Origin of the sequence: Legionella sp. PC997, assembly GCF_014109825.1 — a bacterium.
Lineage (GTDB): Bacteria > Pseudomonadota > Gammaproteobacteria > Legionellales > Legionellaceae > Legionella.
In genome coordinates this window covers 1,443,679-1,457,497 of record NZ_CP059576.1, presented here as the reverse complement: position 1 = coordinate 1,457,497, position 13,819 = coordinate 1,443,679, and the positions used below count along the sequence as shown (strand labels likewise).

The window sequence follows — 13,819 nt, the reverse complement described above, 5'->3', positions numbered from 1 at the left end:
CTATCTTCATTATGCAAAGGAAACAATTTTTTAAACTCTGTGTCCGGGGTATATTTTTTACCAAAAAAATAGAATCGCAGTAAGTAAAAGAAACTCCAACAACAATTTATGTCATGGAGTTCCTATTGCAGCTTGCCAAACAATATTTAAAACTAATCTCGAAAATTCTCATACTGCAAGGGCAATTTAATATTTGATTTCTTCAGGAGCGCAATGGTTTCTTGCAGCTCATCTCGCTTTTTTCCTGAAACCCGAATTTTGTCTCCCTGAATTGATGCTTGCACCTTAATTTTGGAATCTTTGATACATTTCACTATATCTTTAGCTGTAGGCTGGTCGATTCCTTGCTTGAAAGTCATATTTAAAGAATAAAATTTTCCGCTGTGTACGGGCTCATCTTCCATATCTACTCCCGAAGCATCAAGATTGCGTTTACTGCAATGATTACGGAATAAATCCTCTAATTGTCTGACTTGAAAGTCTGATTCAGCGCGTAAGGTTACCGTGAGTTCTTTAAGCTCTATGCTTGAGTCCACTCCGCGAAAATCGAAGCGAGTCCCCATTTCACGCAAAGCATTATCAACAGCGTTACGTAATTCAACCATGTTTGTTTCAGAGACAATATCAAAAGAAGGCATAAGCTACTCATTCAAATTAAAAAATATAATTTAACAAAAAACAGAATGTTGCACCACATTCCAATTCTCAATTCTTATTGTTGCATATTCACTTAAAGAGTGTTATCAAATTAATTGGCTCAAAAATATTCTATTTAGTTACCAACCGTACAATAACCCTCGGGTTATTCGAATCTCAAGGAGTGAGAAGTATGGCAAAGGAAAAAAAGGAGTATTACACCTCATATCAACCCCAACCCCAGCATTCTCGTTTTTGGCTTCATTCGGAGTCATGTTATACAGAGGAAGAATTAGCGCAAAGAGAATGGATTCTTAAAACACGTGCCAACTCAGGAATTCATCCGGATTATTTAGCCAACCCCAGTTCTTGGTTTGCAGATGATTCCCAAGCTTTAATTAACGTTTATGAGCGTTCTTGGTTTTACTCTAATGCATTCAAAACACGTCATGCTTTAACTCGGGATGATTTTCATGTCCAACCCATCGATAGTCAACGTTTGCAATGGACTGCCTTATATCAACTAATGCAAAAAATTGGTGATTATTTATTGTTAAGAAATCAGAACTTACGTCAAGATCATTTAAATCAGCCTATGAATTTTTTCTTATTGGATCTTAATCATATACTGAAAGGAATAAGTCAAAATCCCAATATCAAGCAAACAAGCGAACAATTAGAATTAGTCACTCGTTATGTACGTACTATTGAAAAAAATATATCTCCTTTTGTAGGTTCAGATCGATTATTTTTAGCTAATTTTCGCAGTACAATTGACGATGAAATTCATCCCCTTTTAGCCCACAAGATTGAATCGCAACTATTAAGAGATCGCCTAGGTGACGTATCCAAAACAATTGAACAACTATCCACTGAACGTAACCGCGTTTTGCACTTTGCTCTGAATGCAAATCAGGTTAATCCTCATCCCTATACCTTTGCAATCGATAAACCTGCTGATTTAAAAGCCTATCCTACTCAAGCAGTAAAAGAATGCGGGAAAAGTTCAACTGCGGTCGTAGACAGTCCTATTTCTACATTGCAGTTGACAGCGAAACAACTTAAAAACTGCCCGGATTTTCAATTAGTAAATATGCAAGATAATGTATTAGAAAATTATGCTCAAGCCATAACTGATTTAAATGAACTCGACCAGTTTCAAAAAGTCATTACTCAGACAATGGATCTTTTGGGGCAAGCAGGTGAGGTGTTTACCGTTCTTCAATTTAAGGAACAATTATCTTCACTACTGAAACAAATTGACTCCTTTATTGATGAATCTTCCGTTCATATTGAAGCAATTATCCACGCCAATACCAATGCGTATCATAAAGCGATTCAGGAGGAACAAAATTTATCTTTAATTAAAAAATGGATAACTTCTGAACAATCAAAATTGAATACCTTTATCACAAATCAAGATACTCTGGCACAATTTCCCTCCACAACAAGTGATCTTTCGAAAACGAATCAAGTATTAAAACAACAGGTCAATTATGTTATTGCTCATTTAAATGGTCCTAAATTGAAAGATACTGATTTCGTAACATTAGCTGGACAAGCTCAGGAATTAAATGCATTAATGGATTCTATGCATCGTTGGATTTCATTCCAATACTCCATTAAAGGATTGCAGCCCCCTAAAGAACCTGAAAAACTACAGTTAATACCCGAGCCCAGAGCGCAGCAAAAACCTCATTACCAGCCTAAACTGCACTCCTCCTTTTTTGAGTCAAATAACAAGCAAGCTATAGACCATTGCTCTCCTCATTTGAGCTATGAACCACCAACATGCCGTCTTCCCATTGAACAACCACCTGCGATTGCATCAGCCTGTACTGATCAAGATATGACTGTATGTAAGGTGCAAAATGACTCACCCCGTACCGATCTTACAGGGATGTATCTAGGGATGATTATTTTAGTTCCCATTGGCTTTCTAGCACTTTATTTATTGTATCTATCCCTTAATAAATCAGAACCCAAAGTGAAACTGTTAGGAAGCAAAGAGGAGTATGAAGAAATTAAAACTAAATTCGATGACTTTATTATCGAAATCAAAAAAAATGACGACTTGAGCGACTCCCAAATACAGAACAAAATGGAAGATTTCATTGAAACATACAGTGAGTTAAACAAACAAGCTCAAAGAGGAATATATGATGTAGAAGAATTAAAAGAGCTTTTTGAAGACGTGAGCGATTTTTATAGCGAGTATACTTCCGAATCAGAATCAAGCACATCATTGATTTATTAGTGAATTCTTTGATAGCCGTGCACTAAGTGAATTGCTAATACCTCTAATGAGTGGCATACAAAATAAAACTGGGGATGCTCCCCAGTTTATACATTTCATCAACCGAAATACACTTTGTATAGTAAGAATAGACCGATGAGTAATGTAATTACCCCACTTATAATGAATAGTTCCGTCTTAGTTATCATTTTATTCCAAACTTTATATACGGTATCTGGAAAATAGAGCCTAAATAAGCCGCCAATCAGTATTAACCACGCAAAGACGGTTACAATAACAGGCCAACCTAATACCCATACGTTATGACTCAGAACCATTAATAATCCAATTATTAATGTTATTATGCCAACAACCAACATGACCGCTCGTTGCCCCATTAATTCCCTCATCGCGGTAACTACAATTTCACGTCGTACAAGTAAAAGCAAGCTCACAATTACCAGATACCAACCTAGCACTGCTGCTAAAAAATTGGTACCCATAACAATCTCCTGATATAAAACTCTCCTATTTAAATTATAGTAGAATATCCACCTTTATAACGTGGTGAATCAGACAAAAATAGCTAAACTTATATATATGTTTGGATCAAAGGATTCTTTAAAATGAGCAAGCAATTTACTGCAAATGTTTACTGTAAAGAAGCTAGGATTGCGACCCAAACAGGAGATGATCTTGATCAGCTGTACACATGGATGTTGATTCAAGTTAATGGACACTTTGATGATATCCGCGGTGAAATTATCGATAATGCTACAAACAAAACCGTGAGAACATTTCGCAAAGCCCCTATAGAATAAGCTCCGATCAGATTCTGGAATATCTCAACTATGGGTCATAATGCGTTCACACAGTAAAAGAATATGTTGACTAAGGTAAAGAAGAACTTACAATGGAACCCCTTTATTTTTAAGTTTCATTAAGGACAATCATGAGCGCACCTGGAAAACCATCTTCATTTAATCTGTTTTGGTTGCTCAACTACATTTCCATCGCTTCAGTTTCAGCAGCGATTATTACCCCTGCTCTTCCAAAAATTCAATCTGAATATGCTCTAGGTCCGGGTATTATCGAATGGATAGTTTCTGCTTTTTTAATTGGGTATGTAGTAGGACAATTGGTCTATGCACCTCTTGCGAATCGCTATGGACGCTTAAAAGCCCTACGTACAGGACTGGTGATTAATTTAGTTGGCATTCTCATTTGTTTGTTCGCTTTATTACAAGGAAGTTATTGGTTACTAATCGGGGGAAGGCTAATAACGGCTTTAGGTGCGGCAAGCGGACTTGCCTGTACCTTCATGTTAATCAATGAATGGTTACCCGAAACTCAAAGAAAAACTGCTATGGCCTATTCTGTATTGTCTTTTGCTCTTGGCATCGGAATCGCTGTGGTACTTGGTGGATTAATTACAGAATACCTCAATTGGCAAGGATGTTTTTGGATATTACTGGTACATGGCGTAATTATGCTCTGGGGAACGTGCGTGTTTAGTGAAACCTTAACTCATCCCAAATCAATACACGTCTTGGCCATTATCCGTGATTACTATGCTGCATTGACTTCTGCTAAATTAGTAATTTTTTCATTAGTAGTAGGTTGTTGCTCTGCAATTTCGTATTGTTTTTCTGCTGCAGGTCCTCAAATAGCTGAAGAAATATTGAAACTCTCAGCAGCAGAGTATGGCTATTGGAATATTCTCAACATCATTGGCATGCTCTGTGGAGGATTATTAGCCAAACAATTACTGGCTCGTTTCTCAGCAAATCGACTCATTGCCATTGGCTTTTTAGGAGTTGCTCTAGGTATATTTAATTTATTGATGATGTGGCACATAGAAAGCCAATCTTCATTGTGGTTCTTCCTAATCACAGGAAGTCTTTATTTATTTAGCAGTTTCTTATTTTCAGGTGGGTCATTTGTTGCTTCAAATGCACTGAGTGACAAAGCCAGCGCTGCAGCAATGATGAGTTTTGTTAACATGTGTTTTGCAACACTGGGTGTCATAGTTATGGGCTATCTAATGGTAAATCCTTTATTAAGTTTTATTATTATTTTAGGTATTATTTGGCTCCTGGTTGTTGGACTCTTGCTGATAAAGGCTTTAAGGATAAATAATACGTTGCTGTTATCAGGAGATTCAGATTAACCATCGACACTATAGTTCTACAGAGGGAGGCAGCAATGGGACAGGGTCATATACCACAATCATTACAAAACTTCTTGGATTTGACCAATACAAAGCAAGCTGTCCTTATTCCGGAGGAAGTACGTGACCTTGCTGAAAAAACAGCTGAGGCTTTTGCTCTACCCAAAGTATACGTACCTCTAGTGAGCAATCCTGTATTACGGGTTGCTGATCTTGAGATACCCACACGAATTTATCATCCCGCCCCCCAAAAAAAATTATCCTTAATTATTTATTTCCATGGTGGTGGACATTTATCAGGAAGTCTAGATACCCATGATGCACTTTGTCGACGAATTGCGGTTACCTGTCAAGTTGTAGTCCTTTCTGTGGGATATCGATTAGCTCCGGAATTTCCTTATCCAGCGGGACTGATGGATTGTATTGCTGTTTTTGAGCAAAGAGTTGCATTACTCAAAGAGTTTCAAGTGGATACCCACCATGTTTTTGTAGCAGGTGACAGTGCTGGTGGGAATTTAGCACTCTCTGTCTGTCATCAAATGAAAGAGCTAGGGGATCAAGCGATTAAAGGATTAGTATTGATTTATCCGTCTGTAGATTTTTCCATGAACTATCAATCGTATCAACGAAATGGAGAAGGATATTTACTTACACGCGACAAAATTAAATGGTATTTTGACAATTATTTCAAAAATGGTGGAGATCGAATTCAAGCATCACCGATGTATTTTAAACATTTGGAATTATTACCGCCTTGCTATATTGCGGCTGCTGAATATGATCCACTATTTGATGAAGCAATTGATTTTGCAAAAAAAATAAAAAACCTAGGAGTTACCGTTGAATTAGAGGAATTTAAGGGGATGATCCATGTTTTTGCACAACTTGAAATATTTGTACCCGATCAAGTCTCACGATTAATTGAATCCATAGAGTATTTTATTAAGGTATACTCTAAGTAATAGGAAAAGCACCGCTCTGCCTCCCAGGTATACCTATGTTTCATTAAAAAGTATCAAATCCTTGATGCTCTTGCCAATTGACTTCTTCGTAAGTACATTCCTCTACAAAAGCAAGTTGGGGACCTTTTTTTAACCATGCATAAAATAATTTTAACTTGTCAGTTGTCCCGCAAGCAAATACCTCTACGCGCCCATCGTCCAAATTTCGCGCCCATCCTGTGATATCTAACTTAATCGCTTCTCTCTGTGCTGAAGCGCGATACCATACTCCTTGGACTTTTCCCGAGATATAACATCTCATGCATGCTTGATTTGTCATAAAAATTTCTTATTGGTTTTTGGAGAAATAAAGTTTATCTTATTTTAGTGTCTTTTTACATTTTACAAGTTTGAGCGTCCTTAAAGGAGATATCAATGGCTATATGGTTTAAAGAAATTACTCTAGATGCTCTCAATCGGTTCGGAAAAAATACCATGTCTGAATTTCTTGGCATTGAATTTATTGAAATCGGTGATGATTTCTTAAAAGCAACGATGCCAGTAAATGCTCGCACCAGACAACCTATAGGTATTCTTCATGGAGGGGCTAATGTCGCGTTATCCGAAACAGTTGCCAGTACTGCAGCAAATGCAGTTATTGATGTGAATCAATTTTTTTGTGTCGGTTTGGAAATTAATGCCAATCATATTCGTTCGGTTAAAGAAGGAATAGTCACAGCAATTACCTCCCCTTTTCACCTGGGACGTTCTACTCAAGTTTGGGACGTGAAAATTTTTAATGAAGAAGGAAAACTAACATGCATATCAAGAATGACCGCCTCCGTAATAAATCGGCCTAATCAATAAGACATCTTCCAGTTTTTCCTCTGTTTCTTTGGGCATTAATGGTACAATAAACAGCATTTATTTTAGTCTCTGCTGTTATGAAACCTAATCAGACTCTTAAAAATCGAGGTGCTCTAAGCAATCCAGACGGTCGATTTGAACCGCAAACCCGTGAACATTTCGCTGATGGCTGGGATATAGAAGAAGAGATCCTTCCTCCTTTAGAAACTTTTTTATTACCCGAACGCGCCAAATCAGTCATTAGTCATAATGACTCTCCTGATATTGGTTTTGAGCAGTCAATTAACCCCTATCGAGGGTGTGAACATGGATGTATTTATTGTTATGCCAGACCCAGTCATTCATATGTTAATTTATCTCCTGGAATCGATTTTGAAACCAAAATCTTTTATAAAGTGGACGCTGCAAAACTTTTGGAAACAGAAATTAATAAAGCAAGTTATCATTGCAAACCCATTGTCTTAGGTGCAAATACAGATCCTTATCAACCTGCAGAAGCAAAGCTTGCTATTACGCGTAGTCTTTTAAACGTATTAGCTGTTCATCGTCATCCTGTGATTATCATTACAAAAAATGCGCTCATAGAACGTGATTTGGATATCCTGTCCTCCATGGCTGCACAAAATCTAGTTCGAGTTGCAGTAAGTATCACCTCTCTATCAAAAGATTTGAAAAGAATTATGGAGCCAAGAACTACTGCACCGGCAGGACGAATCAGAATAATTAAACACTTAACTGACCATGGAATACCATCGCGTGTTATGATTGCCCCTATCATTCCGATGATCAATGACATGGAATTGGAAAAAATCATGAAGGCTGCAGCAGAGAGTGGGGCCAAACATGCCAGTTATGTGTTAATTAGACTACCTTACGAAGTAAAAGAATTATTTAAAGAATGGCTTACCAAACACTTCCCAGAAAGAGCCGAGCATGTAATGAGCCTAATTCGTCAAATGCGCGGTGGAAAAGAATACGATTCCCGATTTGGAATTCGAATGCGGGGAGAGGGGGAATATGCCAATCTATTAAAAACTCGATTCCACCTTGCTTGTAAAAAATTCCACTTAAATATCGAACCCTCTCCAGATTTAGAAATCAGCAAATTTTGCAAAAAAGAAGATTCAACCTACAAACAATTAAGTTTGTGGGATGAGTCGTGGTAAGCAATTTTTAAGCATATCTTTGGATTTAAACTCACTTCAAAAGTATGTTTAAAAAAGATATTTTTAGCGATTTACAATCATATAGAAACAATCAAAGATATTTGCTTAAAATTTATGCAAATTAAAAAATAAACTCTATACTTAAGCTGAGTGAAAAAAAAGATAAACCCAAGGAGGATGTAATGAATACAAGTTTCTATCTTTCAAAAATAGTACGTACAGCAATTATAGTCGGTTCATTATTCTTCGCCCTAGGTTATACGTCTATTGCCAGCGCAGCTCAAGGTTGCGGACATGGATTTCATAGGAATATATATGGCATGTGCGTATACAACAGCCCAGGACCCAATGCAAGGCCCGCTCCATACCATCCAGGCTGCTGGAGAAATGTTTGGGGACAATTACGCTGTTATTAATACCGTCAAACAAAGCCTTACCTTAGAAGGTAAGGCTTGTAACAAATTTTCTTTACTTTATTCTACTTCTTCTTATTAGGATGGGTCTCTAATTTAGTTTTTTCGTGAGTAGGTTTCATCTTATCAGGATGAGTAGAGTGCTGTTGATCATGGCGACGTGCATCTTGTGATTCTTTTTTAAATTTATCATGTTTTGACATTTATACTCTCCTTGAGATTAAAATTCCTTCAAATTTAAACTTAGTTCGACATGCTTGAAAAAGCAAATCATCCTTTTAAATCGCATCATTCTTTATACTCGTTATGAATTCACTTAATTAAAAAAGTGCGCTAAAGTAATTTTAATTGAACTTGTTGAAAAATGGATTTGTTTCATGACACCCGAAGTAAATGAAGCTTTGAGGAATATCAGACACCAAAAACCTTTTATTTTAAACATTACCAATTATTTTCCAATGGAATATGTAGCAAGTGGAATACGTAGTATTGGTGGTTTCCCATTAATGTGTAGTGCGGAAGAAGAAGTTGAAGAACTATTGGGAATTTCCAAAGCCGTGGTAATCAATATAGGCAAATTAGATAACCCATTTGTTAAATTAAGTAATTACATCTGTACCCTAGCAAACCAGAAGAATATCCCCATCATTTTAGATCCAGTCGGAGCAGGTGCAAGTCGATACCGAACGGATGTTGTATCCAAAATGATAAAGATGCATCAAATTTCAATTATCCGTGGCTATCCTAATGAAATTGCAAGTTTAGTGACTGATGAACTTATAATTCAAGGTAACAATCATCTACTCGAAGAGAAAATGATATTAGATAATGCGAAATCATTATCAAAAAAATATAAATTATCTGTTGTAGTCAGTGGAAAAAGACATCTCGTTGTTAAGGAGAATCAAATCGATCAATTTAATTTTGATTCTGAGTTGGTTCAAAAAGTGGCGGGGATAAGCAATTTACTTTCAGCAATTATCAGTGTTTTTAATTCTGTAATTCCTGATCCATTTTTAGCAGCTAAGAATGCTGTGCATTTTTATGCTGAATGTGTTGGGACTACTTCCAGTAGTGCTTCAGGCCCTGCTTCATTAATTATTGGAATAATTGATAAAATCTATATGAATGCAATAAAAGCGCAATTGTATACTTAATGTCGAACCGGGTTATGGATAATTCCTCAGAATCGCTAAGTTCTAAGGAACTCAAAATATTATTTAGAAAAGGCCATAAAAGCAAATATTCCTTTATCTACAAGAACTTGAAAATTACTCCAGGATTGCTGCTGGGCAATTTGAGCAAAGGTGTCAATGGATTCGGGGTAATCATCCGCACGCGGATGTTCCATCCGTGCTATGATTTCGTCATTAGTAATATCAGGGTTACTTTCAACAATACGTGATTTCAAAGCATTCAACCATTCCTCCCGTGTCTGATCCAGTTGAAGAACACCATCAATCATTAACAAATAACCATTGGGATTTAGTTTTTGTTTGCAAGTAGCAATAAAGTTGATTTTATCCTGTAGCGATAAATGATGAACAGCATAACTGGTAAAGATTACATCCACGGGAACCGATAAACGAGGAAGAGCCACCGTCATATTATCCGCAATGAACTCTTTTTTACACGGAAGTAAGGCCAAGGTATTTTCAGCCATTTTTAAAACGTCTGGCGCTGCGTCAATACCTATATATCTTTCTATTGAGGTAGCTGAAAGTACAGAAGCAACCGTACTACTGTCACCACATCCAACATCCACAAAAGAAAAAGAACGATTTCCTATATGAGTCGAGAGAAATCTTTGTAATGCCTGCACCATTTCACGATGATATAAGGTATTATTTTTAATAGTGCTTTGATAGCGTTGCCAATTCTCATTAAAGTATTCACTGACGGTAGTCATAGCCCTATTTCCTACAATATTTGATAATGAATAAGGGAATAATAGCAACTCTCAACACTAAGGTATACTGGACTACTATAGGTGAAATAAGATACAGATTGAACAATTTGGAACTAAATGGTACACTTTGACCTATTTGGTAAGTATATGGACCACATATGAATTATTTTTTTTCGCTTTTTCTCACTTTATTTTTCTCTGTAAGTTGTTTCGCTGGTATTACCACCGAAGTAAGTTTACGAGATAAAATTGGTCAAATGCTGCTTATTGGTTTTGATGGGAAACAAATAAATAATCGATCCCCAATAGTAAAAACAATTGAAGATCATAATATCGGTGGTGTTATCTTATTTGACTACAATTTTCGGACAAAAACATTTGACAAGAATATTGAAAATCCAGAACAAGTAAAAAAGCTGAATCATGAGCTCCAATATTTTGCAGAACAAGGTAATTTAAAACATCATCGAGTGCAATTACCTCTATTAATTTCGGTAGATTATGAAGGGGGCCAAGTCAATCGTTTAGGAGAACAATACGGGTTTCCTCCAACTTTATCTGCAGCCGAAGTGGGTAATAGAAGTGTTAAAGAAGCAGAAACTGCTGCTGCACCTATGGCTCATACTCTAAAAATGGCGGAATTTAACTTAGACTTTGCTCCAGAATTGGATGTAAATGTTAACCCTGATAATCCAATCATTGGAAAAAAAAATCGAAGTTTTTCTAGTGATCCAAAACAAGTGACACGCTATGCAAATATTTATAGCCATCATTTCTTAAATCAGAAAATTCAATGTGCTTACAAACACTTTCCAGGGCATGGCAGCTCAACCCAGGATTCACATCAGGGTTTTGTCGATGTTACAGATACTTGGCGAACTTACGAATTAGAACCCTTTGAACGCGCACTGAATTCACCTGAAGCATGTGGAGTGGTTATGACCGCACATATCGTGAATCGTCAGTTAGATCCCTCAGGATTGCCAGCCACTCTATCTCATAAAATCTTAACCGAGCTTCTACGGAATCAACTCCATTTCCGCGGGGTTATCATCACGGACGATATGCAAATGAAGGCGATTAGCGATAATTATGGGCTTGAGCAAGCTTTAGTATTGGCGATCAATGCAGGTGCAGATATGCTGATATTTGGTAATAATTTATCGGTTCCATCACAAGACCCAATTCAAGTCATTAATATTATTGAAGCCAAAGTTCACTCTGGAGAAATCAGCCAAGAACGGATAAATGAAGCCTATCAGCACATTGTGACTTTAAAAGAATCATTAAACTAAAGGGCTTATTTCTTCAAATTAAGTCTAGACGCTCAAAGTGAAATTTAGACTCGAAACTTTCTAAATTTCACCTCCCCGCTTCCCAGTTATCTAACTAACTCGTTTAAATTGAATAGCAACATCGACGTCCATGCCAGGTGAAACCGTAAGCTTGCCTTTTGCGCTTCCTGAATTTTGTGAAAAAATACCGTTCAAGTTACCGTATTCTGTCTTAATGGTTACCGTTCCATTCACACAAATTCCACGCAGTTTCGTTGAATGATGTTCTGGACATATAAGACTTCCTGAACGTTTGTCTGCATTGACTTCAATCGCAAAATGGCCTGTAGTATCTACAGCTCCAACTATTCCTGCTCCATTGTAATGACACTCCCCTATCAACCAATTAGAAGCCTTACCTGATCCAGCCCAATTTCCAGGAATATCTTCACAATTATTTGAACCCGAGTAAAAGGTAAAATCAGCATAAGATATGCTTGCAAAAGTCAGAGCGACAGCTGTAAATCCAATGAGCAGTTTTTGTTTCATTTATCATCCTTATAAAATAAGCCATACAAACACAACATGTTTGCGACGAGTGGAATTCAGAATGTATTATTACTTTATAAGATTAGGAGTGCAATCGGAAAAATCTGAACCAAGAAATAAGTTCAGGAGCAGCTCGAGGGCATCCAACTCAAGTATTTATGCTCCTGTTTCCCTGGTTATATTAGGTCTTTGCATTTGAAATTTGGGTACGTGGCGATGAACATTCGTACACAAACAAATATCTTGGCTTAGTTAATTTGTGAATTACTGGGATGATCTTATTGTGAGAAATTGTTGCGACTGATCGGCATTGATTAAAAAATTGTTCAGGACATTGTTTCGTATCTTTAAAATCAAAATAGTAGATTTTAGCAATTTCCCCTTTGGATAATGCTTCTAAAAAGGCTTTATCCCAGTATTGATATTGATTGATATCGTTGCAAGGAATTGCATGAACTGACTCATTGGGCATAAAAAAATTCAACGCTGAAGCATTAGTATAATATCCAGCAGCTATAGGCAGTCCTTTTTTTATGATTTCTGGCTCTTTAATCGCTTTTTGTAATACCGTGTAAAACTTACCTTTTTTCATATATGTTGCGATTGGCCATGAATTAACAACAATCACCATGAGACTAAAGATTAAAAAAACGGGATAACAGCACTTAAAAAAACGGTGGTAATTATATTTTGTAATGAAATATCCTGTTGCTAAGGCAATATTCATGCCTAGAGGTGTTAGGTAAATAGCACGGGCACTTCCACCCAGAAGGGTTGATATGAACCAAAATAATAAGCCCACAAATAATACTGCATAAGTGAGTTCCAAAACTTGGTTATCGGATGTAGGTTGGTTTTTTCGATACTTATACCATCCAAATGCAGTCAACAAGAGGAAAACTGAAAAATTAACTACTAATGTACTTAAAAGCCTTAAGAGACTATGGGATATGGTAGTATGATTTTGAGTTTGACTGTGGAAATTTAATAAATAAGTAATTGAGATCCAATCATGCTGGATATTCCAATAGATTACAGGAGAAATCATTAAAATAATGATTAGACAGGCTAAGTAAAAATGTCCATTTTTAAAAAGTTGCCGCTGTTTGGAAAAAATAACATAGACCAAAAGCCCCATCACACTTACAACAGCAGTATATTTAGATAAGATCATTGCTCCAATAAACAAAGCACAAAGATACACATCAAGAATGCGTTTGTATAAAATGTAACGCGCAAAAGAATAAAACGACAGAATCGTAAATAAATTCAATGGTGCATCATATAAAACACGAACAAAAACACTTTCGGTGGTAGTAGGCAAAACAACCCATATCAGCGCACTAATTAATCCTGTTTGTTGGTTGTGCAAGAGTGTACCGGTTTTGTATATATAATAAGCACCTACAATCAAGCATAAAAAACCGATAATATTAATGGAAAAAAAAGTATCCCCAAAAATTGCTCGAGAAATATGGAAAAAATAGGCGATCATGGGTGGTCCGTCAAAATAAGACCAAGCTAATTGTTTACCCCAAGCGTAGTAATAAAAACTGGTTATGGTTGGAATGATGAAAAAGGTTGCAAGGAACAACAGACCAATATAAATAATCAGAAAAGGCTTTGTTACTTTTTCATTCCACATAAATCACCACGTT

Annotated in this window: 16 protein-coding genes; 9 read left to right on the top strand and 7 right to left on the bottom strand. The window is 36.6% G+C overall.

The genetic code is table 11. The features are described 5' to 3' along the window. Window positions 1–152: 152 nt before the first annotated feature. Window positions 153–638: a YajQ family cyclic di-GMP-binding protein gene (locus tag HBNCFIEN_RS06205; protein ID WP_182393195.1), complete on the bottom strand. Its 486-nt coding sequence runs from the start codon at window positions 636–638 to the stop codon at window positions 153–155. A gap of 191 nt (window positions 639–829) precedes the next feature. Between HBNCFIEN_RS06205 and HBNCFIEN_RS06200 the strand changes: the two genes are divergently transcribed. After that, window positions 830–2,893, top strand: a complete 2,064-nt coding sequence (locus HBNCFIEN_RS06200) for a hypothetical protein (RefSeq protein WP_182393194.1) — start codon at window positions 830–832, stop codon at window positions 2,891–2,893. Between the two features lie 98 nt (window positions 2,894–2,991). Here the strand turns inward: HBNCFIEN_RS06200 and HBNCFIEN_RS06195 are convergent, their stop codons facing one another. After that, window positions 2,992–3,375: a hypothetical protein gene (locus tag HBNCFIEN_RS06195; protein ID WP_182393193.1), complete on the bottom strand. Its 384-nt coding sequence runs from the start codon at window positions 3,373–3,375 to the stop codon at window positions 2,992–2,994. 123 nt (window positions 3,376–3,498) lie between these two features. On the opposite strand from HBNCFIEN_RS06195, the gene HBNCFIEN_RS06190 reads away from it, so the two are divergent. The 3 genes from HBNCFIEN_RS06190 to HBNCFIEN_RS06180 all read left to right on the top strand — a co-directional run bounded on the left by HBNCFIEN_RS06190 (window position 3,499) and on the right by HBNCFIEN_RS06180 (window position 6,004). Beyond that, window positions 3,499–3,693 carry a hypothetical protein gene (locus tag HBNCFIEN_RS06190; RefSeq protein WP_182393192.1) on the top strand — a complete coding sequence of 65 codons (195 nt, stop codon included), beginning with the start codon at window positions 3,499–3,501 and terminating at the stop codon, window positions 3,691–3,693. 131 nt (window positions 3,694–3,824) lie between these two features. After that, complete coding sequence (locus tag HBNCFIEN_RS06185; RefSeq protein ID WP_182393191.1) at window positions 3,825–5,042, top strand: MFS transporter; 1,218 nt, start codon at window positions 3,825–3,827, stop codon at window positions 5,040–5,042. A gap of 35 nt (window positions 5,043–5,077) precedes the next feature. Beyond that, window positions 5,078–6,004, top strand: coding sequence for an alpha/beta hydrolase (locus HBNCFIEN_RS06180; RefSeq protein ID WP_182393190.1), 927 nt, complete (start codon window positions 5,078–5,080; stop codon window positions 6,002–6,004). Window positions 6,005–6,047: 43 nt separating this feature from the next. Here HBNCFIEN_RS06180 and HBNCFIEN_RS06175 read toward each other — a convergent pair whose 3' ends face one another. Further along, on the bottom strand, window positions 6,048–6,323 hold the full coding sequence (locus HBNCFIEN_RS06175) for an acylphosphatase (RefSeq protein WP_182393189.1): 276 nt from the start codon (window positions 6,321–6,323) through the stop codon (window positions 6,048–6,050). A 95-nt stretch (window positions 6,324–6,418) separates the two neighbouring features. On the opposite strand from HBNCFIEN_RS06175, the gene HBNCFIEN_RS06170 reads away from it, so the two are divergent. From HBNCFIEN_RS06170 to HBNCFIEN_RS06160, 3 genes are all read left to right on the top strand, one after another. Beyond that, on the top strand, window positions 6,419–6,850 hold the full coding sequence (locus HBNCFIEN_RS06170; protein WP_182393188.1) for a hotdog fold thioesterase: 432 nt from the start codon (window positions 6,419–6,421) through the stop codon (window positions 6,848–6,850). A gap of 77 nt (window positions 6,851–6,927) precedes the next feature. Further along, window positions 6,928–8,016: a PA0069 family radical SAM protein gene (locus tag HBNCFIEN_RS06165; RefSeq protein WP_182393187.1), complete on the top strand. Its 1,089-nt coding sequence runs from the start codon at window positions 6,928–6,930 to the stop codon at window positions 8,014–8,016. A gap of 182 nt (window positions 8,017–8,198) precedes the next feature. After that, a complete protein-coding gene (locus HBNCFIEN_RS06160) occupies window positions 8,199–8,432 on the top strand; it encodes a GCG_CRPN prefix-to-repeats domain-containing protein (RefSeq protein WP_182393186.1) in 234 nt (77 codons plus the stop codon). A 62-nt stretch (window positions 8,433–8,494) separates the two neighbouring features. Here the strand turns inward: HBNCFIEN_RS06160 and HBNCFIEN_RS06155 are convergent, their stop codons facing one another. Beyond that, window positions 8,495–8,632, bottom strand: a complete 138-nt coding sequence (locus HBNCFIEN_RS06155) for a hypothetical protein (RefSeq protein WP_182393185.1) — start codon at window positions 8,630–8,632, stop codon at window positions 8,495–8,497. A gap of 174 nt (window positions 8,633–8,806) precedes the next feature. Here HBNCFIEN_RS06155 and HBNCFIEN_RS06150 point away from each other — a divergent pair, with 174 nt between their 5' ends. Next, window positions 8,807–9,586: a hydroxyethylthiazole kinase gene (locus tag HBNCFIEN_RS06150; RefSeq protein ID WP_182393184.1), complete on the top strand. Its 780-nt coding sequence runs from the start codon at window positions 8,807–8,809 to the stop codon at window positions 9,584–9,586. 59 nt (window positions 9,587–9,645) lie between these two features. Here the strand turns inward: HBNCFIEN_RS06150 and HBNCFIEN_RS06145 are convergent, their stop codons facing one another. Then, on the bottom strand, window positions 9,646–10,338 hold the full coding sequence (locus HBNCFIEN_RS06145; protein WP_182393183.1) for a class I SAM-dependent methyltransferase: 693 nt from the start codon (window positions 10,336–10,338) through the stop codon (window positions 9,646–9,648). Window positions 10,339–10,496: 158 nt separating this feature from the next. On the opposite strand from HBNCFIEN_RS06145, the gene HBNCFIEN_RS06140 reads away from it, so the two are divergent. Beyond that, on the top strand, window positions 10,497–11,633 hold the full coding sequence (locus HBNCFIEN_RS06140; RefSeq protein ID WP_182393182.1) for a glycoside hydrolase family 3 protein: 1,137 nt from the start codon (window positions 10,497–10,499) through the stop codon (window positions 11,631–11,633). A gap of 90 nt (window positions 11,634–11,723) precedes the next feature. Here HBNCFIEN_RS06140 and HBNCFIEN_RS06135 read toward each other — a convergent pair whose 3' ends face one another. Beyond that, window positions 11,724–12,161, bottom strand: a complete 438-nt coding sequence (locus tag HBNCFIEN_RS06135) for a hypothetical protein (RefSeq protein WP_182393181.1) — start codon at window positions 12,159–12,161, stop codon at window positions 11,724–11,726. A 181-nt stretch (window positions 12,162–12,342) separates the two neighbouring features. Further along, on the bottom strand, window positions 12,343–13,806 hold the full coding sequence (locus HBNCFIEN_RS06130; RefSeq protein WP_182393180.1) for a glycosyltransferase family 39 protein: 1,464 nt from the start codon (window positions 13,804–13,806) through the stop codon (window positions 12,343–12,345). Between the last annotated feature and the right edge of the window lie 13 nt (window positions 13,807–13,819).